The 23,681-nt window shown below is 57.8% G+C and carries 14 protein-coding genes; 11 read left to right on the top strand and 3 right to left on the bottom strand.

Going from position 1 to position 23,681, the window contains the following annotated elements; translation table 11 throughout:
* Positions 1–4 precede the first annotated feature (4 nt).
* On the top strand, positions 5–895 hold the full coding sequence (locus CVE23_RS22010; RefSeq protein ID WP_038917359.1) for a LysR family transcriptional regulator: 891 nt from the start codon (positions 5–7) through the stop codon (positions 893–895).
* Between the two features lie 168 nt (positions 896–1,063).
* A complete protein-coding gene (locus CVE23_RS22005; RefSeq protein WP_049854821.1) occupies positions 1,064–2,236 on the top strand; it encodes an MFS transporter in 1,173 nt (390 codons plus the stop codon).
* A gap of 36 nt (positions 2,237–2,272) precedes the next feature.
* Here CVE23_RS22005 and CVE23_RS22000 read toward each other — a convergent pair whose 3' ends face one another.
* Positions 2,273–3,553, bottom strand: coding sequence for a histidine-type phosphatase (locus tag CVE23_RS22000; RefSeq protein ID WP_038917361.1), 1,281 nt, complete (start codon positions 3,551–3,553; stop codon positions 2,273–2,275).
* 301 nt (positions 3,554–3,854) lie between these two features.
* On the opposite strand from CVE23_RS22000, the gene CVE23_RS21995 reads away from it, so the two are divergent.
* The 6 genes from CVE23_RS21995 (at position 3,855) to CVE23_RS21970 (ending at position 10,576) form a co-directional block, all read left to right on the top strand.
* Complete coding sequence (locus CVE23_RS21995) at positions 3,855–4,763, top strand: carbohydrate ABC transporter permease (protein ID WP_208622083.1); 909 nt, start codon at positions 3,855–3,857, stop codon at positions 4,761–4,763.
* An 11-nt stretch (positions 4,764–4,774) separates the two neighbouring features.
* Positions 4,775–5,662 carry a carbohydrate ABC transporter permease gene (locus tag CVE23_RS21990; protein ID WP_049854813.1) on the top strand — a complete coding sequence of 296 codons (888 nt, stop codon included), beginning with the start codon at positions 4,775–4,777 and terminating at the stop codon, positions 5,660–5,662.
* Positions 5,662–6,942, top strand: coding sequence for an extracellular solute-binding protein (locus tag CVE23_RS21985; RefSeq protein WP_082170990.1), 1,281 nt, complete (start codon positions 5,662–5,664; stop codon positions 6,940–6,942). The genes CVE23_RS21990 and CVE23_RS21985 overlap by 1 nt, the downstream gene beginning before the upstream one ends.
* Positions 6,935–8,365, top strand: a complete 1,431-nt coding sequence (locus tag CVE23_RS21980; protein ID WP_100850343.1) for a CehA/McbA family metallohydrolase — start codon at positions 6,935–6,937, stop codon at positions 8,363–8,365. The genes CVE23_RS21985 and CVE23_RS21980 overlap by 8 nt, the downstream gene beginning before the upstream one ends.
* Positions 8,366–8,500: 135 nt before the next feature.
* Positions 8,501–9,508 carry a bile acid:sodium symporter gene (locus CVE23_RS21975; RefSeq protein WP_049854815.1) on the top strand — a complete coding sequence of 336 codons (1,008 nt, stop codon included), beginning with the start codon at positions 8,501–8,503 and terminating at the stop codon, positions 9,506–9,508.
* A gap of 12 nt (positions 9,509–9,520) precedes the next feature.
* A complete protein-coding gene (locus CVE23_RS21970) occupies positions 9,521–10,576 on the top strand; it encodes a hypothetical protein (RefSeq protein ID WP_100850342.1) in 1,056 nt (351 codons plus the stop codon).
* Positions 10,577–10,597: 21 nt separating this feature from the next.
* Here the strand turns inward: CVE23_RS21970 and CVE23_RS21965 are convergent, their stop codons facing one another.
* A complete protein-coding gene (locus CVE23_RS21965) occupies positions 10,598–11,062 on the bottom strand; it encodes a GNAT family N-acetyltransferase (RefSeq protein ID WP_038917366.1) in 465 nt (154 codons plus the stop codon).
* A 13-nt stretch (positions 11,063–11,075) separates the two neighbouring features.
* Positions 11,076–12,443 (bottom strand): D-serine ammonia-lyase, encoded by a 1,368-nt coding sequence (locus CVE23_RS21960; RefSeq protein WP_167389561.1) that lies wholly within the window; start codon positions 12,441–12,443, stop codon positions 11,076–11,078.
* 389 nt (positions 12,444–12,832) lie between these two features.
* On the opposite strand from CVE23_RS21960, the gene CVE23_RS21955 reads away from it, so the two are divergent.
* The 3 genes from CVE23_RS21955 (at position 12,833) to CVE23_RS21945 (ending at position 23,627) form a co-directional block, all read left to right on the top strand.
* Positions 12,833–13,114, top strand: a complete 282-nt coding sequence (locus CVE23_RS21955; protein WP_049854818.1) for a hypothetical protein — start codon at positions 12,833–12,835, stop codon at positions 13,112–13,114.
* Positions 13,115–13,290: 176 nt separating this feature from the next.
* Complete coding sequence (locus CVE23_RS21950; RefSeq protein WP_038917369.1) at positions 13,291–13,557, top strand: YdgH/BhsA/McbA family protein; 267 nt, start codon at positions 13,291–13,293, stop codon at positions 13,555–13,557.
* A gap of 359 nt (positions 13,558–13,916) precedes the next feature.
* Positions 13,917–23,627, top strand: a complete 9,711-nt coding sequence (locus CVE23_RS21945) for a non-ribosomal peptide synthetase (RefSeq protein WP_100850341.1) — start codon at positions 13,917–13,919, stop codon at positions 23,625–23,627.
* Positions 23,628–23,681 lie beyond the last annotated feature (54 nt).

Genomic DNA, 23,681 nt, shown 5'->3' with positions numbered 1-23,681 from the left:
GAAAATGGATCGTCTGGCAACGCTGGAAACGTTTATCTGTGTTTATGAGTGCGGCTCCTTTTCCGCTGCGTCGCGCCGTCTGGGCATCGGCCAGCCGGCCATTTCCAAAGCCATCATACAGCTTGAGCAGCAACTGGCGGTCAAGCTGTTGCTGCGCTCCACCCGTGGGTTGACGCCCACCGAAGCCGGGCAGCGGTTTTACGAGCAGGTCGCCCCGGCGTTGCAACAGTTGCACGAGGCGCAGGACGGGGTGCGCGGCGGTAACGGAGAACTGAGCGGTTATTTGCGGGTGTCGGCGCCGGTGACTTTCGCCCGCCTGCATGTGCTGCCCCGTTTGCATAGGTTTATGTCGCAGCATCCGCAGCTGAAGGTGGACATCATTCTGGATGACCGTCCGGTGGATCTGATCGCCGAAGGCATTGATGTGGCGTTGCGGCTGGGCGAGATGAAAGATTCCGGGTTGACCGCCCGGAAGATCGGCTCGGCGCCGATGCGGTTGCTGGCCACGCCGGCGTATTTCGCCGCTCGCGGCACGCCGGCCTTGCCCGAGGCGCTGGAAGAGCATGACGCGGTGATCTACCTGCAGGCCGATGCGCCGGGCAACTGGTGGTTTCGTCGCGATGACCGGCAATGTCTGGTCACGCTGTCGGGACGCATCCGCACCAGCGCGGCGGAAGGGGTGCGGGAAGCGGTGCTGGCGGGCAACGGCCTGGCGGTGGCGTCGGCGTGGATGTTTGCGCCGGAGCTGGCGAGCGGCGCGGTGGTAACGGCGCTGACCGACTGGCATATCGGCGTCATGGATCTGTGGGCGGTTTACCCCGGCGGCCGGTTAACGTCGGCCCGCGCCCGGGCGTTTACCGAATTTGTGGCCCACCATCTGTCTGTGCCTGCCTGAGTTTCCTTTCACCCATTCCATTCTGGAATAAATATTATGGCTGATGGCGCTCTTCTGCGGTGAAGTCGCCTTGCTTATGCTGAACCTGTCCCCCAAGTCGTGCCGTGTGATGGTGCTTCCGGCCTGAGGGGAAAACAACCTTCAGACAGGCAACCACGGAGAATGACCATGAGCACGTTATCTTACAGCGATGACGCCGTACAACAGGCGGGTAAGCCGCTGATTTTTGCCATGGCGGCCGCCAGCGGTGTGGCAGTCGCCAATATCTATTACAACCAGCCGATGCTCGGCCTGATGACCGCCAGCTTTCCCGGCAGCGGCGCGACATCGATGATTCCCACCGCTACCCAGCTTGGTTACGCGCTGGGATTGCTGATGCTGGTGCCGTTGGGCGACAAGTTCGAGCGGCGACAGCTGATCGTCTGGCAATTTTTGTTGCTGGCGCTGGCCTCGGTACTGGCGGCGCTGGCGCCGTCGGCGACGGTGCTGCTGGCGGCATCGGTATTGATCGGCGTCGGCGCGACGGTGGCGCAGCAGATTGTGCCGGTAGCGGCGACGGTGGCGGGCGAGGGTCAGCGCGGCGCGGTGGTCGGCACCGTGATGAGCGGGTTGCTGAGCGGCATACTGCTCAGCCGGACGCTGGCCGGGCTGGTGGCGGATGCCGCCGGGTGGCGCGCCATGTTCTGGCTGAGCGTGCCGCTGGCGCTGGCGGGCGCGGCGCTGATGGGGCGCATGCTGCCTGTGTTGCCGTCGTCATCGGCGCTGTCCTGGCGTTCGCTGATGCGCTCACTGCTGACGCTGTGGCGCGCGGAGCCGGCATTGCGTCGCGCCACCTGGATTCAGGGTGCGCTGTTTGCGTCGTTTAGCGCGTTCTGGAGCATTCTGGCGCTGTACCTCGCCAGCGGCAGCCATCCGATGGGCGCGGCGGCGGCGGGTCTGTTCGGCGTGATTGGCGTGGCGGGCATTACCGCGGCGCCGGTGGCCGGACGCCTGGCGGATCGCATCGGCAGTCGGCCGGTGATTCTGCTGGGCGCGTTGCTCACGCTGCTGGCGTGGGGCGTGTTCGGGCTGTGGGGCGCGGTGGCGGGCCTGATTGTCGGGGTGATACTGCTGGATCTCGGGGTGCAGAGCGCGTTGATCGCTCACCAGCATGTGATTTATGGCCTGCAACCGGCGGCGCGCGGGCGCATCAATACGCTGTTCATGGGCGGCATGTTCCTCGGCGGGGCGCTGGGTTCCAGCGGCGCGATGGCCGCCTGGCAGGCGGGCGGCTGGATGCCGGTAACGCTGTTTGCCGGCGGCGTGACGCTGCTGGCGCTGGTGGCGGCCAGTCGTCGGTAATCACGGGCGGGGTTCCGCCCGTGACGGGTATAACGATTACAGCGTATAGCGCACCGGCAGCAGCGCGGTGCGATCCACCGCGCCGTTGAGGCGTTTCATCACGGCATCGTACGGACACAGGGTGCCGACATCGGTTTTCTGGCAGCCGTTCATCGAGAATTCGCTGCGCAGCGGCGGATGGTCGTTATCCAGCGCGGTCAGCCCGCGAATCTGGTCCAGCGACTGCGCCTGGAAGTAGATGCGCACGAAGCGTTGGCCGGACTGCGGATTGCGCCAGCGTTCGAAGATCAGGCTGCCTGCGGGCGGGATATTGCCGCGCGGGTAGTCGCCCATCTGCCAGGTGAAGCCCAGCATGGCGCGCAGTTTGGCGATGTTGGTGTCGTGCGCTACGTACAGCAGCCATTTGGCGTCGGGCGGGGCGTCCGCCTGATGTTCCGGGTTGAGCGCCAGGGCTATCTGATTCATCAGTACCGAACCGCCGCGCCGCGCCACGTAGGGCAAGTCGTTGGTGAAATCGTAGTTGGCGGTCAGCAGCGGCATTAACGCGCCCACCGCGGCGGCGGTTCTGGCGTTGCCGAACGCCACCTGACCGAGCGGGTTGTTGTTGCTGTAGGCCAGCCGGATGGTTTCCGCCATGTTGGCCAGCGCTTCCGGCCCATGCAGCGAGAGGTTCCCTTTTTTGCTCTCTTTCACTTCCCATTTGGCGCTGAACGCCGGACAGGGTTTATCCGGCAGGCAGACCGCCTGTTTCAGGCGATCGATCGCCGGTTGCCACTCCGCCTGAATCTGCCCGGCGCTTTTGCCCTGCATCGCTTTTTGCAGATCGGCCTTCACCTGTTCCTGATCCACCGGCACGCCGGCGGTTTCGGCATGGAACAGCGGGTCGTTGTCTTCACTCTCCGGGCCGCGAATCACCACGCCGCAGCCGGGGAATACGCCATCCATCAGCGCCATTGCGGTTTCCTGCGTGCGTTGCAGCGGGCTGGCCCAGACAAACACGTCGTCGGACGCCGGGCAATTTGGGGTCAGCAGCCCGTGCTGGCGCAGGTACTGCCCTTCGTACCGTCCTTTTAGTACCGCCGCCGCATAACCGTGACCGGTCAGCTCGCCGTAATGGGTCAGCCAGGCAGGCCAGTTGCGTCCTGTGCCTTCCTGAATGGTTTTGACGTTGCCTTCGGTCGGAGGGCGTACGCCGTGGCGGCTTATTTCCACCACTTTTTCCAGCGTCCAGCCTGACGGAGCGGTTTCCGCCTGCGCGCCCAGCCAGGGTAACGCCGACAACAACAGCCCGGCGACGGTCTTGCGTGTGAATAACATAGTTAATCCTCGGGTACATGCCTTTTGGCTACCGCAAGGCTAAGCGATGGCGGTAGCGGGAAGAATATTTTTTCTATGTAAGAATCGTGGGATTTCTTTCAGCCTGTAAATAAGTTTGTTGAAGAGAAAATATCTTTTTGAGCCCGGCAATGATGTGAACGTCATCACTTTCACTCTGAAGGCCGTGAAATGAAAACAGAAAAGCCTGAATCATGAAACTGTCTTCTTTTTGCCGGTTTGTTGTCACAGAGCGCTTTTAGGCTTGGCGGATTAACACCGGGGTGTGATTTACGGAGACGTCATGAAGGCCAATAAAATACCGACGCTATTTAACCGCGGTGGGTTTGGTGGCTCAGGATTTATTGGCGCCGGGTTTATTGCCCCGTTGCTGATCCCGTTATTGCTATTCTGGGTGATTCCTTTTTTTTGCAGCCTCTATATCAGCCTCACCGACTGGGATTATATTTCGCCGGATTATCATGTCGTCGGTGTGGATAATTACCGTGATTTGCTGCAGAGCGACGATTTTTCCGGCGCGCTGGCAAACACGCTGGTGTTCGCCATCGCGGTGGTGATGCCGGTGGTGGCGCTGGGGCTGGGATTCGCGCTGCTGCTGCATCGCCGGTGTCGCGGGCAACGCTGTTATCAGGCGATGATCTTTTCTCCGTGGATTACCCCGACGGTAGCGGTTTCCGTGGTGTGGTCATGGGTGTTCGACTCTCGCGCCGGGCTGGCGAACCAACTGCTCGGGCTGTTCGGCGCGGCGGGCGTGCCCTGGCTGGAGCGGCCGGGCAGCGCCATGCTGGCGGTGGTGGCGGTCACGGTATGGCAGGGCATCGGCTGGACGATGATGTTCTTCATCAGCGCGCTCAACCGCATTCCCGCCGAGCTATACGAAGCCGCGCGGCTGGACGGCGGCAGCCGCGCCACACGCCTGTTAACCATCACCTTGCCGCTGATTTCCCCCACCACCTTTTTCCTGTTGATCGTCAATCTGGTGAATGCCGTTCAGGCATTCGATCAATTTCAAATGCTGACGCAGGGCGGCCCCGGCAGCAGCACCCGCACGCTGATGTACCTGTTTTACCAGCAGGCGTTCCAGCAGTTCAGCATGGGACCGGCGGCGGCCAGCGCGGTGATGATCCTGTTGCTGGCGGGGTCGCTGTCGCTGGTCAACACCCTGATTGCCCGCCGCTGGGTCTATTTCTAAGGAGCATAGGTATGGTGTCGTCGCCGATCGCGCTGGCCGAGCCGGTTGTTTCCGCTGTAGCCCGTCGCCCGGCCTTTCGCGGACGGGGATTGCTGAAACACCTGCTATTGATGATGGCCGGTCTGCTGATGGTATTCCCGTTTGTGTGGATGCTGTCCGGCGCGCTGAAAACCAATGACGAAATTTTCCGCCATCCGCTGCAACTGTTGCCGTCGCATCCCGACTTTTCCTCATTCGCCGCGGTATGGCGCGAGACGCATTTCGGGCTGTTTATGTACAACAGCCTGACGGTGGCGCTGCTGACGTCGCTGCTGGTGGTGGTCAACAGCCTGCTGTTTGCCTACGCCGTTGTTCAGTGGCGCGGTAAAGCCGGCCGTTTGCTGTATGGCGTGGTGATGGCCTGTTATATGTTGCCCGGCGCGGTGACCTATATTCCCTGTTACATCATTCTGGCTAAATTGCATTTGCTGGATACCCATATCGGCCTGATTTTTTCCAACGCGGTAAGTGCGATGGGGGTGTTTTATTTACATCAGGCGCTGAAAAAAATTCATCCGTCATTAATGGAAGCGGCGCGTATTGACGGCGCCGGCGAATGGACGTTGCTGCGTACCATTGTGCTGCCGCAAATAAAGCCGGCGCTGGCTACGCTGTTTCTGCTTATTTTCATCACCAATTACAACAGCTACATGTGGCCCAGTCTGGTGATTACTTCGCCGTCGCTGAATTTAATTTCCATTGGCATCCGGCAGTATTTTATTTCCGGGGGAGACTACGGTTTTAACTGGTCGAATATCATGGCGGCCAGCGCCATTGTCGTGATGCCGATGCTGTTTTTATTCCTGTTGTGCCAACGAATTATCCTGTCCGGCTTTTCCGATAATGGAGTGAAAGAATAATGATGACCGTACGCAAAGGGTGGCGGTGTGTGAGCGGCGCGCTGTGCGCGCTGCTGCTGACCGCGCAGGCGCAGGCCGCTACCGAGGTGAACTTCTGGTATTCCGGCGGCACCAAGCCGCAAAAGATGATGCTGACGCTGATCGACGAATTTAACCGCAGTCAGGATCAATACGTGGTGAAAGGCGCGTTGCAGGGGAATTACGATGAAACCTGGCAAAAACTACAGGCCGGCATGGCGGCGCAAAACGCCCCGGCGTTCGCGCTGTTGACCGCCTCGCAGGGAACGGCGCTGGCGGAGCGCAAGTTGCTGCGCGACCTGCGGCCGTACATGGACGACAGCTTCCATTTCACCGATTTTATCGGCGCGTTCCGCCGTCAGGTCACCCGGCCGGACGGCAGCGTTTACGGCCTGCCCGCCTACGGCACCACACAGGTGCTTTACTACAACAAGGCGATGCTGGCGCAGCACGGTTTTACGCCGGATGACCTGAAAACCTGGCAGGGGCTGGCGAAAGTGGCGACGGCGGTCACCCAAAAAGACGCCGACGGCAACACCCGCTATTACGGCTGGGAGCCGATGTGGGGGCCGGGCAACCTGATTGACGCGGCGCTGTCCAACGGCGGGCGTATTCTCAGCGAAGACGGTAAAAAGGTGGTGATCGATTCGCCGGCGTGGGTGGAGGTTTGGGACAGCTTCCGCCGGTGGATTCATGAAGAGCGCATCATGCGCATTTATCACGGCGGTCAGGGCTGGGAATACTGGTACAAAACCATTGATGACGTGATGAAAGACCGGGCGCTGGGGTATACCGGTTCGTCCGGCGATCAGGGCGATCTCGACTTCCAGCGGCTGGCGGCGTTGCCTCAGCCGGGCTGGGGGAACAATCCGGCGGCGCCGCAGGCGGGGGCGCTGATTTTCGTGATGCCAACCGGCACGCCGGAAGCGGCGGCGAAGGGCGCCTTTGCCTTTATGCGTTTCTACACCAGTGCGGCCAATACCGCCCGCTGGTCGATGTTCACGGGGTATATTCCGGTGCGTGAAAGCGTGTTGCAGGACACGGATTATCAGAAATACGTCGCCGCCAACCCGCAGGCGGCCGTGCCGGTGCAACAGGCGAAATCCGCCAGTATGGATTTTATCGATCCGACCAAAGGCAAAATTCTGGATGCGCTGACCGTGGCCGCCGATCAGGTGGAAATCGAAAACAAACCGGCGCAACAGGTATTGACCGAGGCGGCCCGTAAAGCACAAAAAGCGCTGGACCGCATCAATGAATAAGCCGGAGCTGACGCTTGCCGGTTGCCTGACGACGGGGCGCGGGCAAGTGGAGTTTACCGTGCCGGAGGGGGTCGACTGCCTGACTCTGACCGCGCAAAACCGCAACAAAAGCTACCTGTATGCGTTTGTCTACGACGCCCGCCGGCAACTGCGCGCCAACCTGCTGATTGAGCCGGCCGCCAAGTCGGTGACCATCGCCGCACGGCGTGCGTTGCCGTTGGGCGGCATACCGGGGCCGCTGCCGCCGGGGGCGTGGCGGCTGGCGCTGTGCAGCATTCCGGCTCAGGCAAATCATCCCACGCAGGCGGATTACCAGATCACGGTGGCGTTCGATCCGCCGTTGCCGCCGCCGGACGAGATGCTGCTGACGGTGGCGCTGCGCGGCGACCATCAGGTGTGTTTTGACTATTCCGCCTGTCTCGAACCGGCGTCCCGCTGGTATCGCGGCGATTTGCACGCCCACACCCGGCTGTCGGACGGACACAACGGCCTGACGGCGGCGGTGACGCTGGCGCAAGAGCGTCAGCTCGATTTTCTGTTCCTGACTGAACATAACCTGTGCCACCCGGCGCTGCCGGCTGGAGGCCGTACCCTGTTCCTGCCTGCGCTGGAGGTGACCACCGACATCGGCCATTTCAATGTGCATGGTCCGCGCCGGGTGCTGACGCCGGAAGACGGGGACATGGCGCCGGAAACGCTGATCCGTCAGGGGCTGTCGCTGAATGTGACGGGCGACGGCAACATCAGCATCAACCATCCGATGATGCCGCCGTGGCACTGGCAGTATGCGGCGATGCCGCTGGCGCGCATCAACACGCTGGAAGTGTGCTGCGACCCGACCTGGCCGACGTCGGCCGCCGCCACCGAGCGGGCGTTGCAGCTCCTGAGCACGTTGTGGAACGGCGGCTGGCGCATCGCCGCCGTCGGCGGCAGCGATTGCCATCTGCGGCCGGACGAACGTTATGACGGCGCGACCCAACCCTCGGTGTACGGCGACCCGACGACGCTGGTGTTTGCCCACGGCCTGAGCGGCGACGCCATTCTGCACGGATTGCGGCAAGGCCGGGTGTATATCGACCGGCAGTGCGGCCTGCGCTTCCGGTTTGACGACGGCGACGTGTTGCCGGGGCAGAATGTCGGGGCGCGCACGGTTCAGGCGACCCTCGTCATCGAAAACGATCGGCCGGGCTATGTGGCGGAATGCGTAGCGGGCGGAACGGTGATTGCGCGCCATGAACTGGGGCGCGACGAAGTGAGCTTTGCGCTGCCGCTGGCGAGCTGGCCGTGGTGCCGCATTGATATCCGCGGGCCGGACGGCGACTTTGCCGGGCTGATCAATCCGCTGTATAACGGCACTCACCCGATTTTCTCCTGCCAGACCTTCACCACCTGGGGCGAAGCGGTGGCGCGCCTGCCGAAATAGCGCGGGATGACGCTCCGTCGGCGTTATTGCGCCGGGTAATGAAAAGGGGGCGCGACTGGCGGCGGGTGGTGCCTCGCTGTGATTAATGGCATAGTCAGCGCCACCTGTCGGACGAAAGATATCAACGACGCCCTGATGCCAACCTCATTTTTATCGTGCTGGAGCGGCTGGCTGGAACGCCGCCAGACCGTCCTCTATCTGCTGACCATGCTGGTCGCCGCCGTGCTGGCGTGGCGCTGGCCGCCATCGGACGCGCTGGCGGAGGCGATTAACCCCGCGCTGGCGCTGATGCTGTTTGTCACCTTTCTGCAATTGCCGCTGTCCCGCCTGCTGGAGGCGCTAACCCATCTGCGCTTTATGCTGGCGCTGGTGGTGACGAACTTTGTGGCGATACCGCTGCTGGTGGCGTTACTGCTACGTCTGTGGCCGCTGGAGCCGCTGGTGGCGGTGGGTGTCGCCATTGTACTGCTGTGCCCCTGCGTCGATTATGTGGTGACCTTTTCGCATCAGGGTGGCGCGGATTCCCGATTACTGCTGGCGGCGACGCCTTTATTGTTGATATTGCAGATGTTGCTGCTGCCGTTATGGCTGCCGCTGCTGTTGCCGCAGACCACGGCGGTCACCATCGGGATGGCGCCGTTCCTGCACGCTTTTATCGTCCTGATGGCGCTGCCGTTGCTGCTGGCGGCCGTCGTTCAGCGCTGGGCGGCGCGAGATCCTGTCGGCGCGGCGGTGACCGGCTGGCTCGGGCTGTTGCCGGTGCCGGCCACCGCGCTGGTGCTGGCGTTGATCATCGCGTTTGTGGTGCCGCGGCTGGGGCTGGCGACCGGTGCGGTACGGCAGGCGTTGCCGATCTATCTGCTGTTTGCCGTGCTGGCGCCGGCGTTGGGCTGGCTGATGGCGAGGCTGTGGTCGCTGCCCGCGCCCTCGGGGCGGGCGCTGGTGTTCAGCGGCGCCACCCGCAACGCGCTGGTGATTTTGCCGCTGGCGCTGGCGATACCGGATGCGTTGCCGGTCATTCCGGCGGTAGTGGTGACGCAGACGCTGGTGGAGCTGCTGGCGGAACTGGTCTATATACGCTGGGTGCCGCGCCTGCGTTTTGCCGGCGAGCCGCCGCATTCCACCGCGCCATCCAGAAAATAACAAGAGGGAACCATGCGAGCATTTAAACAATTACGTGGGCCGGAACGGCTGATTCGGATGGGACAGTGGACCGTTGCGCTGCTGTTCGCCTATTTTCTGGTGATGATCAGCGCCGCGGTGCTGGAAGACCTGCCGTCGCTGACCCGTGAACCGGAGCGCAGCAGCTTTATCGATCAGACCGCGGTGGACGCCCAGAAAGCGCGCATGGCGCCGATTCAGGCGGCGCAGGAAACGCTGGACGACACGCTGGCGGATAAACGGGAGGCGCGCGAAATGGCGCTTAACGATTACGCCAAAGCCAAGGCCAGCTTCGACAACTGGCGCGCCACCCGCAGCAGTACCGAGCTGTCCGATCAGAACCCGGAGGTGATCAAGCGCAACCATGAGCTGGATCGCCTGCTGGCGGTGCAACAGCAACTGGATGGGCAAATCGCCGATCTGCAAAAACAGAAAGCGCAGTTGCAGCTTCAACTGACGCCGATAACGCTGGCGGTCAGCCAGTTGTACGGCGATGCGGACGCACGCTATGGCGAGGCGCTGCACAAGGCGGAACTGCAGGCGTTTTTCATCCGGCTGGCGTTTGTCGGCCCGCTGCTGCTGGCGGCGCTGTGGCTGTTTCGTCGTTATCGCAGCGGTAACCAATGGCCGTTCGTGTGGGGGTTCATTCTGTTCGCCCTGTTCGGCTTCTTTGTCGAACTGGTGCCGTATCTGCCGAGTTTCGGCGGCTACATTCGTTACGGCGTCGGGGTGGTGTTGACCTATTTCGGCGGGCGGGCGCTGCTGCGCTGGCTGCAGACGTATCTGGAAGGCAAGAAACAGGAGCAGGCGGCGTCGCAGGAAGAACGCAAGGAATCGATTCACTACGAAGCGGCGTTGACGTCGCTGGCGCGCAACCAATGCCCCGGCTGCGACCGCCCGCTGATCCTGCAGGGCGGCGGCGCCCCGGCATTCTGCATGCATTGCGGGCTGCAACTGTTGTCGCAGTGCCCATCCTGCGGGTTGCGTAAAAACGCCTTCTATCACTACTGCCCGGATTGCGGTGCGCCGGCCGAAACGTCGAAAAGCTAAATAATCACAGCCTCAGGCGCATTACAGGGTCAGGCGCATCGTCGTCAGTTCCAGCCCCTGATCGCCGAACGGGGCGGCGGCGGTGATGTGAAAACCGAGCGACTGATAGCAGCGCAGCGCGCTGTGGTTATGGGTAAACACCGACAGCGATACGGCTTGCGCCTCAAACCGCTCCGCCGCCTGTCGGATGGCGGCCTGCAACATCGCGCGCGCCAGCCCGCGCCCGCGGTACGCCGGGTCGATGAACACCCGGCACAGCCGGCTGTGGCGCGGTTCCACCTGATACAGTTCGACAAATCCCACGATAGCGCCCTGATGCTCAAACAGATACGGGGCAAACTGCGGGTTAGCCAGATGATCGGTAATCTGCGTGGCGGTGAGTGGGAACGAATACGTGGGGCCGCCCCACAGCAGATTCAGTTCGGCGCTGTCTACCCAGCGAATCAGGCGCGGGTAATCCACCGGCGTAAAATCGATAAGCGACATCAGGCAGGTTTCCTTACAGCATCCGTGACTGGCGGCAGGCGGCGCCCGCCTGCAGATAACGCGCCATCTCGTCTTCCGGCACCATGCCGCCGCCGGTGGCCCAGATAACATGGGTGCCTTGCCGGCAACGCTGCGGCGTCAGCGGCGCGCGCCGGCGGTAGCCCTGATTTTCCTGCAACAAACGCAGAAAACCCGGCGCGCCCGCCAGCGCGGACGGCTCCAGCAGAATTTGCTGGGTTTCGTGCATCACATGCAGTAGCGCCAGCATTTCTTCATCCGTCAGCGTGTAGTAACCGTCGATCAGCCGCTGCATGGCGTTGCCGACAAAGCCGGACGGCCGACCGACCGCCAGCCCGTCCGCGGTAGTGCGGTTGCTGATGCCGAAATCCTGCACCGCCAGCCGATCGTGCAGGCCGGTGTAGACGCCCATCAGCATGCAGGGGGATTCGGTCGGTTCAGCGAAAATGCAGTGCACGTGATCGCCAAACGCCAGTTTCAGCCCGAAACTGATGCCGCCGGGCGCGCCGCCGACGCCGCAAGGCAGATACACGAACAGCGGATGATCGGCGTCCACCACCCGGCCCTGCGCGGCAAACTGCGCTTTCAGCCGTTCGCCCGCCACCGCGTAGCCCAGAAACAGCGAAGTCGAGTTTTCGTCGTCGATAAAGTGGCAGCTCGGGTCGGATTGCGCTTCCCGGCGGCCTTGCGCCACCGCCTGACCGTAATCGCCGTCGTATTCCACCACCCGCACGCCGTGCGCGCGCAACCGGTCTTTCTTCCACTGGCGGGCATCGGCGGACATGTGCACCGTGGTGTCAAACCCCAGCCGGGCGCTGGCGATGCCGATCGACATCCCCAGATTGCCGGTAGAGCCAACCGCCACTTTGTGGCGATGGAACAACTGCTGACAGTCGTCGTCCAGCAGGCGGCGATAGTCATCGCTTTCCTGCAGTAAGCCGTGACGCAACGCCAATTGTTCGGCGTGGTACAGCACCTCGTAAATGCCGCCGCGCGCTTTGACCGACCCCGCCACCGGCAAGTGGCTGTCCAGCTTCAGTAACACGGAGGATGGCGCATCCAGCCCCGCCTGCCGGGCGATTGCGGCGGCAAACGCCGGCACCGGCACCAGTTCGGACTCGATGATGCCGTGGCTGGCTGCCAGTTCCGGAAAAGCCTGGCGCAGAAAAGGCGCGAACCGTTGCAGGCGCTGGCTGGCGTCGGCTACGTCGGCATCAGTCAGCGGCACGTCGCCCAGCGCGTCGCGTACGGGGACCACGGCCGGATTAAACCAGCACACCGGTTGGCGGTTAACCAGCGGTTCCAGCAGTGGAAAGTCGTGGAACCATTGTGGCAAGGATTTACCGTATACGGCGTCAGCCATGATCGTTGTCTCCAGTAAACGGCGGGCGCGTGCCCGCTGCGAATCATCGACGTTTATCATGCCTGCGTTAGCGGGGATTTGCCTACCGTCATCGCCGGACGGGTGTTTGTTAATAAGGATTTGTTTTTTCTAATCATAGAGATATGTCGGATTCCCTACCCTATACAGAATTTTTATACCCGCATAACCGGCTTTTACGACAAATTTACCGCCTGACCGGTAGCCTGACTGCGTGTTCCCGGATGGCGGCGCTAACCGAATGCGGGCGGGGCATCGTTGAGGGGATCGGACAACCGATGGCGACACGGCTTAGATACGCTGTGCGGCAGGCCCATTTCATGGGGGGAGTGAGCCTGCCATAGCGGATCTCCCGAGGTGAGGAGGCAATCATGAAAGTAAACAGGCTGGTGGCAGGCGGGGTGTTGCTGATGCTGCCGTTATGCGGGCTGGCTATTGCGCCTTATCCGGCGGATGGCAATCGTGAATTTACCGAGGCGCAGCGGGCGGAGATCCGCCGGATTGTGACGGAATATTTGCTGGCGCACCCGGACAGGGTTCAGGCGATAGGCCAGACACCGGCGATCGACGGATGCATGCCGGTGCATCCGGCGGCCGGCAACAGTAAGCCCGGTTCGTGCGTCAACACGCTGTGGGTGTGCCCGCCGCAGTAAATCCGGCGGGGAAAAGGCGGGAAGACATGAATAAATATTGTTCACATATTTTGAAGGATATCTGCAAATAAACCCGGTTTTAACGTCGCGTTAACAGGTCTATTATCACTTCCATCGAAGGCGAGGACGCCTCCTGAAAAGAATACTCACCCCATTCAACGTGAAGGATATTGACCATGAAAGCTATCAAAAATATTGTTGCAGTTATCGCCCTGGCTACCGTTTCTTTCGGCACCTTCGCTGCGACCACGTCCACTGCGACTGAAGTACAGCAGTCCGCCAGCCTGTCCGTCGGCACCGTCAGCGCGACAGCCGCTACGCTGGACGGTCTGCAGGCCAGCCTGTCTGAAAAAGCCAATGCGGCCGGCGCCAAATCGTTCCGCATCATCTCCGCCACCTCCGGTGAAAACCAGATGCGCGGCGTGGCTGAACTGTACAACTGATAACCGGTTTATCGTTATCATCAGCAACAATGGCCGCCTTCGGGCGGCTTTGTTGTTTCTGATATTTGGCTATATATATGAATAAAGCGCATTAATAATATTAAGAACATCTAAAATATTAAGGTGTCGATATTATTAAACTCCTCTTGTGACATTCTTATTAAATTATTTTCATAAAATTTTCATTTTTAATAATTTGGTATCATAATTATTTATTGATATAAAATTATTGTAGTAATTATATATTATGATGCTATTTGTATTGTCAATGTGAATCTCATAGGTTGTTTTCTTTATTTTTTGTCTGTTCCATTCCTCAGTGAAAATAAAGTATTTCAGCCAGCGTTAAGGAGAACACATTGAAACTCGCGCTTGATTATATTAAAGCTCAGGTTGTTGAGAATGGAGAGAACATCGCGGTCGTCGATGAAAGTCGCTCTGTTACATATTCGCAACTTGATAAGCTTTCCGATGCAGCAGGAATGCGTTTGTTAAATGCCGGAGTGCAGAAAAATCAGATAGTTTGTATCTCTTTCGGGAGAAGCGTTGAGACTATTATCGCGCTGTTGGGCGTGTTGAAGGCGGGTTGCTGTTATATGCCTATCGAGGTGGACCTTCCTGAAGCCAGAAAGAAATATCTGCTGGATAATTCGAATAGTCGATTTCTTATATCCAGGCGGGGTGAGGAAGTAAATTGGGTTACAGATAGCATTCAGATTATTGACATACTTGATAACGAAAAATCAACATCTGATGCGCGAGCCTTATCTGATATTGAAATTAATAAAAACGATCCTTTTTTTATCACTTATACATCAGGCTCAACCGGTAATCCTAAAGGCGTTGTTAATACCCATCTTGGTGTTCTGAATAATATATCCCACCAAATTGAAACCTATAATATCAATCACCAGGATGCATTTTTACAGCAATCCGCGCTTTCCTTTGATGCCGCCGTCAGGGAGATATTCTGTGCTCTGATGAGCGGCGGGCGGCTGGTCGTCCCCAAACAAGGGGGGCAACGTAATCCGGAATATTTGTGTGAACTGATGATCAGGCAGAACGTGACCCTGATTCAGGTGGTGCCGTCAATGCTGCGGGCCCTTCAGGCTTGTGAGCTTTTCCCCCGTTGTAAGCAGTTAAGGATGGTGGCGACCGGGGGCGAGGTGCTGGATAAGCAGCTTATTGATAGCCATTTTGCCTGTTTTGATATCCCATTACTGAATATTTATGGTCCGACCGAGTGTGCGATTAACGTAACGGATTACCTGGTCACGTCCCCGCTGAATGGTGATGCGCCGATTGGCAAAGCGATCCGCCAGGTGGATTTGCGCTTGCTGGATAATGCAGGCCATGAAGTGGCGACAGGAGAGGAAGGCGAGCTTTATATCGGCGGCGATTGTCTGGCGCAGGGGTATCTCAATAACGCGGCGGCAACAGATGAAAAATTCCTTACATTAAAATCATTTGGCAATAAGCGTTATTACCGGACGGGCGATCTGGTGCGTCAGAACGAGCGTGGCGAATTGGTCTTTGTCAGCCGTATTGATAGTCAGGTAAAAATTCGTGGAGTGCGTATTGAACTGGGTGAAATCGAATCTGCGGCGCTGACTATTCCGGGTATTCACGGTGCTGCTGCCGTATTGGCCTATACCCGTCTGTCAGACAAGCGGATCTGCCTGTTCTATGACATCCGAGGCGCCATGCCGGTCAGTGAGCAGCAGGTACGCGCGGCGCTGGAGCGGGTGCTGCCTCAAGAGGTCGTCCCTTCGGTTATCCGCGCTATGGATAAGCTGCCTAAGTTGCCGAATGATAAAATTGACAGGCAACGGCTGCTGGCAATCGCGAATGAACAACTGAGCGCGCCGCGCCAGACGATTAATGAACACCATTTGCGCACACAGGAAGAGCGCGATGTACACCGGATATGGTGCTCGATTTTAAACCTTGATGCCATTGCGGCGGATCGCTCCTTTGTTTCGGTCGGCGGTGATTCAATAAAAAATTTCATGGTTTATAACGAGCTAAAAAAACAGGGATACCGGATCACATTTGATGCGCTTTATGCGGCAAAAACTATCGCCGGGCAGGCATCGATATTGAAAAGCGGGAACGATAACGATATTGAGGCGGATCGGGTGGTTAATCTGCAGCAGTCCGCTTACAAGACGAGCCGCGTACAAAGTAATCTTTTGTTTTTACAGAAATTGTCACCACAATCGACGGCCTATAATCTCCCGATGGATTTTGTGATCTCGGGTGAGTTGGACAGCGACAGACTCAATGCTGCACTGCAAAAATTGATTGCTGACAATCGGGTATTGGTTACCCGATTTGACGATATCGGCGGGCAATTTTTCCAGGCCGCCAGATCTGAAGCGCGCCTTGAAATCGTACGCTGCCAGTCAGAGCAGGAGCTGACGGCGCAGCGTATTCGTCCGTTTGATCTGTTTAATGCGTTGCCGCTACGCGTTGCACTGTATCGGGAGAACGCGCAGACATGGCAATTATCCGTTGTTATGCACCATGTCATCAGTGATGGCTGGTCACATAATTTATTCATTCAGCAATTATCGGATAACTATAACGATATCCAGAGCGTGAACGATATCCAGAGCGTGCGGGATGAGTCGCACATCGATTATTTTAGCTACGCCGAATGGGAGCGCCGTCAGAACGACAGCCAGCATGTTGAATACTGGGCTGAAAAACTGAAAGGCGCGCCGGAACTTCTGGAATTGCCGACCGATTACTCCCGACCGGGGGTGTTTTCCTTCCACGGGGCGCACCGTTGGTTGACTATCCGCGCGGCGGAGTATCAACCGCTTGTGGCGCTGGCCAGAGAAGAAGGGTGTACGCCATATGTCGGCCTGCTCTCCGCCTATGCCGTTTTGCTGGCGAAATATACCGGACAGCGCGATATGGTGATCGCGACTCCGGTGACAAACCGGGTCCGACATGAGGTTGAAAGCACCCTGGGCTATTTTGCCAATACCCTGCCGATACGCATTTGTTTTCAGGATGGCATGACGCTGCGGGCGTTGCTGCGCCAGATTCAGACAACGCTTGATGAAGGCATGTTGCATCAGTCCTACGATATCGCCAGCGTCATTGACCGGCTGAATATCGGCAGCAACCTGGGGTATAACCCGCTCTATCAGACCCTGTTCGTGCTACAGCAGGACGAAACGCCGCTGACACTCTCCGGATTGCAAGTCGACAGGCATCGGCGCTCCTCTCAGGGGGCGAAGGTTGATGTTCAGTTCTCTCTGTTTCGGGACCACCATACCGACGATCTGACCCTGGAAATCGAGTACGCCACGGATTTATTTGGCGAGTCAACGATAGCGCGCTTTGCGCAGCACTGGCGGAATCTGCTGGTGAATATGGCAAGCCAGCCCGACAGTGCCGTTCTGCCATGCCCAATGATGAGCCCTGACGAGATAAAGCACGTTACCTGTGACTGGAACCGCACCGCTTATGACTATGGTGATGGCAATATCGTCTCGTTCATTTATGACTCGATAATGCGTCGCCCGGAGAAAACCGCGCTGGAATATGAAGATATTCGGCTTAGTTATGCGGAGTTGGGGGGGCATGTTGCGGCTTTGGCGGCGGAACTCAAGCGACAGGGGGTCGCTAAAGGGGACTTTGTCGGCGTTTACATGAATCGGTCGCCCGAGATGGTAGTGAGCCTGTTGGCCGTGCTGTTTGCCGAAGCGGTTTATGTTCCGATGGATCCGAATTACCCTGCGGACCGTATCGAATACATGCTGTCCGATTCACAACCGCGACTGGTGCTGACGCAAGCGGGGCTGCGTATGCCTGGTCATGGCGATAATGCCTTTTTCACTGTGGATATTCGCCGACTGACCGGCGTTGGGCATACGGCATTGGCGCTGCCGCAACTGACGGCAGACGACGCCGCCTACATGATTTATACCTCCGGCTCGACGGGCAATCCCAAAGGGGTGGTGAACACCCATCAAGGCGTGTTCAACCGCCTGGCCTGGATGCAGAAAGCGTATCAACTCACTACGCATGACGTCATTTTGCAGAAAACGCCGTTCAGTTTTGATGTTTCGGTCTGGGAATTCTTCTGGCCGCTGATGTACGGGGCAACGCTGGCGGTGGCAAAACCTGAAGTTCATAAAGATCCGCAAGCATTGCTGGAGGTTATTGGCCGTAAAGGCGTCACCACCCTGCATTTTGTTCCTTCCATGCTATCCCTGTTCCTGGAGCAGAACGGCGTGATGCGCCATACCCCGCTCAAACGCGTCTTTTGCAGCGGTGAGGCATTACCCAACAATACGGTGGTTGCGTTCCGGGAAAGCTTGCCGGGCGTTGAGCTGCATAATCTGTACGGCCCGACGGAAGCGGCGATTGATGTGTCTTTCTGGTCCTGCAACCAGGGGTTGAAGGGGGGTAAGGTGCCGATCGGCCGGCCCATCGACAACATTCAGCTGTACATTCTGGATGAGTTTATGAGCCCGGTGCCGGTTGGCGTGAAAGGGGAGTTGTATATCGCCGGCGTCGGCTTGGCCAGGGGGTATCACAATAAGCCGGAGCTGACCGCCAAAGCGTTCATCCGCAATCTGATCAACCCGGCGCTATCGCCCGTTATGTATAAAACCGGCGATGTGGCGCGGTTTGACCGCGATGGCGATATCGAATACCTCGGCCGGGTAGATAACCAGGTCAAGCTCCGTGGTTTGAGAATTGAACTGGGTGAGATTGAAAGCCAGTTGGAAAATATCTCCGGCGTGAAAGAAGCGATTGTCAGTGTGCATAAGTCGCGCTCCGGGCAGGAACAACTGGTGGCGTACTACACCGGCGAGGGCGAGCACGAGGCGTTTGAGCATGCTCTTGCGAAAGTGCTGCCGGAATTCATGGTGCCCAGCCTGTATATTCGGCTGGATGATTTCCCACTCTCCCCCAATGGCAAGAAAAACAGGAAGGCGTTGCCTCATCCCGATGCCTATCAACAGGAATCACGGATTGTTGCGCCGGTAACGCAGCAAGAAAAGGCGCTGGCGGCGGTATGGTCGTCACTGCTGAAAATCGAGGCGATTTCGCGTGACGGCGACTTTTTCCGTCTGGGCGGGGATTCCATTATTTCATTGAAGCTGGTGTCCCGGCTGAAAGAACTGGGCTATGAGATAACGCTTCGGGACGTTTTCCAGCATCGTAAGTTATCAGATATGGCAGCGAGACTGGTGACGACGCAAGCGCATCTGCCGTCGCAAGACTACGTTCGTCGCCGGTTTGTTTCTGATGACGAGGCGGGCAAACTGCCTGTCGGCTGTAGCGATGCCTGGCCGGCGTCTTTGCTGCAGACCGGAATGCTGTATCACTCTGATCTGCATGCGCATACCTATCACGACGTGTTTTATTTTGTGTTCGCGTTCGATAAACACGACAGCGCCGCTTTCCAGCGTGCGGTGCGGCAACTGGCTTGTAAGCATCCGGTGCTGCGCAGCGCCTTTGATCTGGCATCCTGCAATGTACCCATGCAATTGCTGTTTGAGAACGCAGAGATCCCTTGCAGGTATGTGTACGATGACGGGGCCGCTGACGCGCAACTGAAGGCGGCGTTTGATGATTGGGTAGCGATTGAAAAACAGCGTCCTTTTGATTTTGCCGCAGGTCAGCTTTTCAGGATCAATGCATTGCAGAACCCCACCTCGTTGGTGGTTGGTTTCAGCTTCCATCATGCCATTCTGGATGGATGGAGTGTGGCGTTGCTGGTGACGGACCTGGTGCTGTTTTATCGTCAGGAAACGATAGCTGCCGGCTCGGTACAGGAAACGGAACTGCTGATTCAGCCCATCGTTGCTCAGCAGGAAGAAGAAGCCCGACAGAATCAGGAAATACGATCATTCTGGCAGCAGTATTTGCAGGCGCTACAGGTAGCTGAGCTTCCCAGTCTGGCGGACGGCGACGGTGCGGATTACGTCTGGCAGAGCCGGGGGCGGGTATGGCCTGCTTCGCTGGTAACCGCAGTCGATGCGCTGGCCAGCGATGTAGGGGTATCCGTCAAAACGGTGATGCTTGCCGCGCACCTGCAGGTGCTGGGCATGATCACCAACACGCAGGATGTATCCACGGGTTGCACCATGAATGCGCGTCCGGCAATGGAGCAGGTGGATGCCGCTGCCGGGCTGTTCCTGAATACGGTGCCGGTGCGCGTGAATATCGAACGTACGAGCTGGCGTGAGCTGTGTCTGGCGGTCCATGAGGCGGAACATCAGTTGATTGGCTACCACGTTATGCCGTTGGCCGACATTCAGAAGCTGGCGGAGCAGAGTTCTCTGTTCGACAGTAACTTCAACTATGTGGATTTCCATGTCTACGATCGCCTTTCCTCGCTCGATGATCTTGTGCTGAAGCACGCCAGCTATTTTGAACAGACAAACTTTGATTACCTGGTTAACTTCATCAATAACAAGTTCACCCGTCAGATGGAAATCACGGTCAATTACAACGCCAGCCGGTTTACCGCCGAGCAGATTGATCGCTATCTTGGCTATTACCTCGCCGTGCTGAGTGCGATGTCCGCTGCACCGGATGCCGCGATGCAAACGACGGATCTATTGTCCGAACGGGATTGTTTTGAACTGAAGGTGCCGAAAGCGACCGACCGCGTTTTCCGGGAAAAGAGTATCAAGGCGAGATTCGAGCATATTGCGGCGACCTACCCGGAAAAGAAAGCCGTGGTTTTCGAAAACCGCTATATCACGTATCGGGCTTTGAACGAACGCGCGAACCGTATCGCCAGCTATCTCATCAACCAACGTGGCGTCAGACCGACGCAGCGAGTCGGCGCATTTTGCTCCCGAAATCTGGATGCAATCGTCTGCCTGCTGGCGATCGTGAAAACGGGAGCCACCTATGTTCCTATTGACCCCGCCTATCCGCAGGAGCGCATCGATTACATCATTCAAGATGCCGGTCTGGAGGTGGTATTAACGACGGATGAAGCCGGTTCGTTCGGGAATCGCACTTTCCTGAATATTTCCAGAGTGGACAGTGCCGGGTCTTCGAATCCCAGCGTTGAGGTCGCACCGGATGATCCGTTGTACATCATCTACACGTCAGGTTCGACCGGGAATCCGAAAGGGGTTCTGGTTGCCAATCACAACGTTCTGCGGCTATTCGGCAGTACTCAGCATTGGTTTGATTTTTCATCGGATGATGTCTGGACGCTGTTCCATTCGCTTTCGTTCGACTTTTCGGTGTGGGAAATGTGGGGCGCATTGCTTTATGGCGGCAAGCTGGTCGTGGTTTCTCCCGGCGAAGCCCATGATATTACTCGCATGGTCGATCTGACTGCGCTGCATCAGGTCACGCGCCTGAACATGACGCCGTCGGCCTTTGAGCTGTTTAAGAATGAGGCGTTATCTCGCGATATCCGGCCTACGTTTAGCCTACGGTCCATCATCTTTGGCGGCGAGGCGTTGAATATTGCAGGGTTGAGACCCTGGTTCGAACACTATGGCGATCGCCGTCCGCGGTTAATCAATATGTATGGCATTACGGAAACCACCGTACACGTGACCTATCGCGAAATTACCCAACGTGACTGTGATGGCACCCGCAGTCTGATTGGCGAACCGATACCGGATTTGACGGTTTCCTTGCTGAACAAGGCGCTACAGCCGGTCCCCGTAGGAACGCCGGGGGAAATCTTTGTCGGCGGCAGCGGGGTTACGCTGGGTTACCATGAGCGGGATCAGTTGAATCGCGAGCGTTTTGTTACGTTGAAAAGCGGAACACAGACCTTCCGTGCTTACCGGTCCGGCGATATCGCCCGCAGGATGCCGAATGGCGACCTGGAGTATCTGGGACGTGAAGACGCCCAGGTGAAAATCAATGGCTACCGGATTGAGGTTCAGGAGGTAGATGCCGCGTTGTCGAAAGTGGACGGCGTCATTCAGTCAACGGTGGTGGTGTTGAAACGGGACAACGGCAGTAAGGCGCTGGCCGGTTATTACCAACTGGCTGTCGGGACTTCGATGGATGTCGGAACTCTGCGTCAGCAGCTTCAGGCGTTACTCCCTTCGCACATGATCCCGGCTTATCTGGTTGAGGTCGAGAAGTTCGCTATAACGGTAAATGGTAAGCTGGACCGTAAATCGCTCCCCAACCCGTTTGATAACGTGCTGAATACCCAAGCGTATATTCCACCGGAAACCGCGCCGCAGGCGATGCTGGCCGCGTTGATTGCGCAAGAGCTGGGGCTGGAGCGAATCGGCATTGATGATAGTTATTTCACTCTGGGCGGCGATTCCATTCACGCGATCCGGATTGTGGCGAAACTCAAGCAAGCCGGGATGACTCTCAAGGTCAGTGATATGTTCAGGTTGCAGACGGTCAGAAAGATGGCTGAGTGCCTTTCTCGAGACAGTCAGCGGGAAGCCGCATCTCTGACTCCTTTTGCTTTGCTGACGTCGGAAGAGCGGCGACAGATACCTGCGGGTGTGGTGGATGCGTATCCGGCAACGCTGTTGCAACAAGGGATGATTTATCACTCCGAACTGGATGTTCGCCAGGGCGTCTTCCATGACCTGTTGTGTTATGAACTTGCATTGCCTTACGACAGCGAGCACTTCCGAACGGCGTTGCAATCGTTGATTGCCGAACATGATGTACTGCGTACCTCGTTTGACTTTAGCCGCTACGGTCAAATCATGCAGATTGTGCATGGTCATGTTTCATTGCCACTGACGGAAATGGATATTTCACATCTGTCTGCTGCGGAGCAGGAGCGCTTTATCGATCGCTGGTTTGAGCAGGAGAAACAGACCGGTTTCAACTGGACAACTGCGCCGGTCGGCCGTTTCTTTGCGATTCGCTGTACAGAAGAAACCTTCCATTTCGCCTTCAGTTTCAATCACTGCATTCTGGACGGATGGAGCCTGGCAAACCTGATGACGCAGTTGCTCAACGTCTACACCGGTCTGCTGGCGGGCAAGCCTGCAGTGCTGCCGCCGCGTGAGACTCGACTGAACTACCGTGACGTTGTGGCGCACGAGATTGCATCCCGCAGCAGTGCAGAAAGTTCAGCCTTCTGGCGATCGTATCTGGCTGATTATCGGTATAACGCGTTGCCCAGAACTCAGGCCGCGGTTGCTACGCGATGGAGTGAGCGCACGTTACGGTATGCGCCTGATATTACGACCCGTCTGAAAGATCGGGCCAATGTGTATGGTGTGTCGCTTAATCAGTTGCTGTTGGCGTGTCACTGTGTGTCATTGCAAGTGATAACGGGAGAGCGTGATATCACGACCGGGGTATTTGGCAATATTCGATTGGAACAGGAAGGCGGGGATAACACGATCGGCCTGCATCTGAATATCCTGCCGTTCCGCCTTCAGATGGATGAACGCATACCGATGGCGCAGCTCGTCGGCGCTGTGGCTGAGAATTATACCGAGGTACTGGCACACCGTAATTACCCATACGCGATGATTCAGCGCGATGTCGGCGCGCAACGACTGACCGAAACGGCGTTCAATTTTACGAATTTCCATGTGTATGGCAGCGCGCTTGACGACCAGCGTTTCATCGGCCGGATTCGCTGGTTTGAGCATGCCGACTTTGCGTTACTGGTGAATGTCGGTATCGATATCAAGACCGGTGGTATCAATATTATCTTTAACGCCAACGGGAAGGTGGTCAGCGACGAGCAATTACAGGTTATTCATGCAGTGTATGACCGGGTTATCAACGATGTGCTGGCGACCCGCGAGCCGGCTTATCCGGATTTGCATCGGATGGCGAAAGGTCTGGGTTCCGGTGGTTGCAGTCGCTATGATGCTTATGATCGCCGGTTTTCGATCCCGCTGTCCGGTGAGCGGGATGTTGCGTCCGTGCTCGGTACCCTCTGGCTGAGGGAGACACGGCAAGCGTCGGTTCATGCCGCATTGGATTCGCTGACGGTGCTGCGGCTATCGGTCAGGATTGAGAATGAATTGGGCGTCAAAGTTCCATTCCATATTCTGTTCCAATCCAACGCGTTCGAACAGGTAACGGAATATCTGCATTCAGCGATGTCTGTTTCTGATTAAAGCAAATAAGGAAAGAGGTTCACTGGCGTGGGCCTCTCTTTTTTACAGGAGTGA

Origin of the sequence: Dickeya fangzhongdai, assembly GCF_002812485.1 — a bacterium.
GTDB lineage: Bacteria > Pseudomonadota > Gammaproteobacteria > Enterobacterales > Enterobacteriaceae > Dickeya > Dickeya fangzhongdai.
Note: the sequence above shows the minus strand (reverse complement) of the source record. Positions and strands in the feature narration are given on the sequence as shown.

Bases quoted from the DNA above. Each gene is read 5' to 3' on its own strand.
- CVE23_RS22010 (WP_038917359.1), top strand. From the start codon at position 5: ATGGATCGTCTGGCAACGCTGGAAACGTTTATCTGTGTTTATGAGTGC.
- CVE23_RS22005 (WP_049854821.1), top strand. From the start codon at position 1,064: ATGAGCACGTTATCTTACAGCGATGACGCCGTACAACAGGCGGGTAAG.
- CVE23_RS22000 (WP_038917361.1), bottom strand. From the start codon at position 3,553: ATGTTATTCACACGCAAGACCGTCGCCGGGCTGTTGTTGTCGGCGTTA.
- CVE23_RS21995 (WP_208622083.1), top strand. From the start codon at position 3,855: ATGAAGGCCAATAAAATACCGACGCTATTTAACCGCGGTGGGTTTGGT.
- CVE23_RS21990 (WP_049854813.1), top strand. From the start codon at position 4,775: ATGGTGTCGTCGCCGATCGCGCTGGCCGAGCCGGTTGTTTCCGCTGTA.
- CVE23_RS21985 (WP_082170990.1), top strand. From the start codon at position 5,662: ATGATGACCGTACGCAAAGGGTGGCGGTGTGTGAGCGGCGCGCTGTGC.
- CVE23_RS21980 (WP_100850343.1), top strand. From the start codon at position 6,935: ATGAATAAGCCGGAGCTGACGCTTGCCGGTTGCCTGACGACGGGGCGC.
- CVE23_RS21975 (WP_049854815.1), top strand. From the start codon at position 8,501: ATGCCAACCTCATTTTTATCGTGCTGGAGCGGCTGGCTGGAACGCCGC.
- CVE23_RS21970 (WP_100850342.1), top strand. From the start codon at position 9,521: ATGCGAGCATTTAAACAATTACGTGGGCCGGAACGGCTGATTCGGATG.
- CVE23_RS21965 (WP_038917366.1), bottom strand. From the start codon at position 11,062: ATGTCGCTTATCGATTTTACGCCGGTGGATTACCCGCGCCTGATTCGC.
- CVE23_RS21960 (WP_167389561.1), bottom strand. From the start codon at position 12,443: ATGGCTGACGCCGTATACGGTAAATCCTTGCCACAATGGTTCCACGAC.
- CVE23_RS21955 (WP_049854818.1), top strand. From the start codon at position 12,833: ATGAAAGTAAACAGGCTGGTGGCAGGCGGGGTGTTGCTGATGCTGCCG.
- CVE23_RS21950 (WP_038917369.1), top strand. From the start codon at position 13,291: ATGAAAGCTATCAAAAATATTGTTGCAGTTATCGCCCTGGCTACCGTT.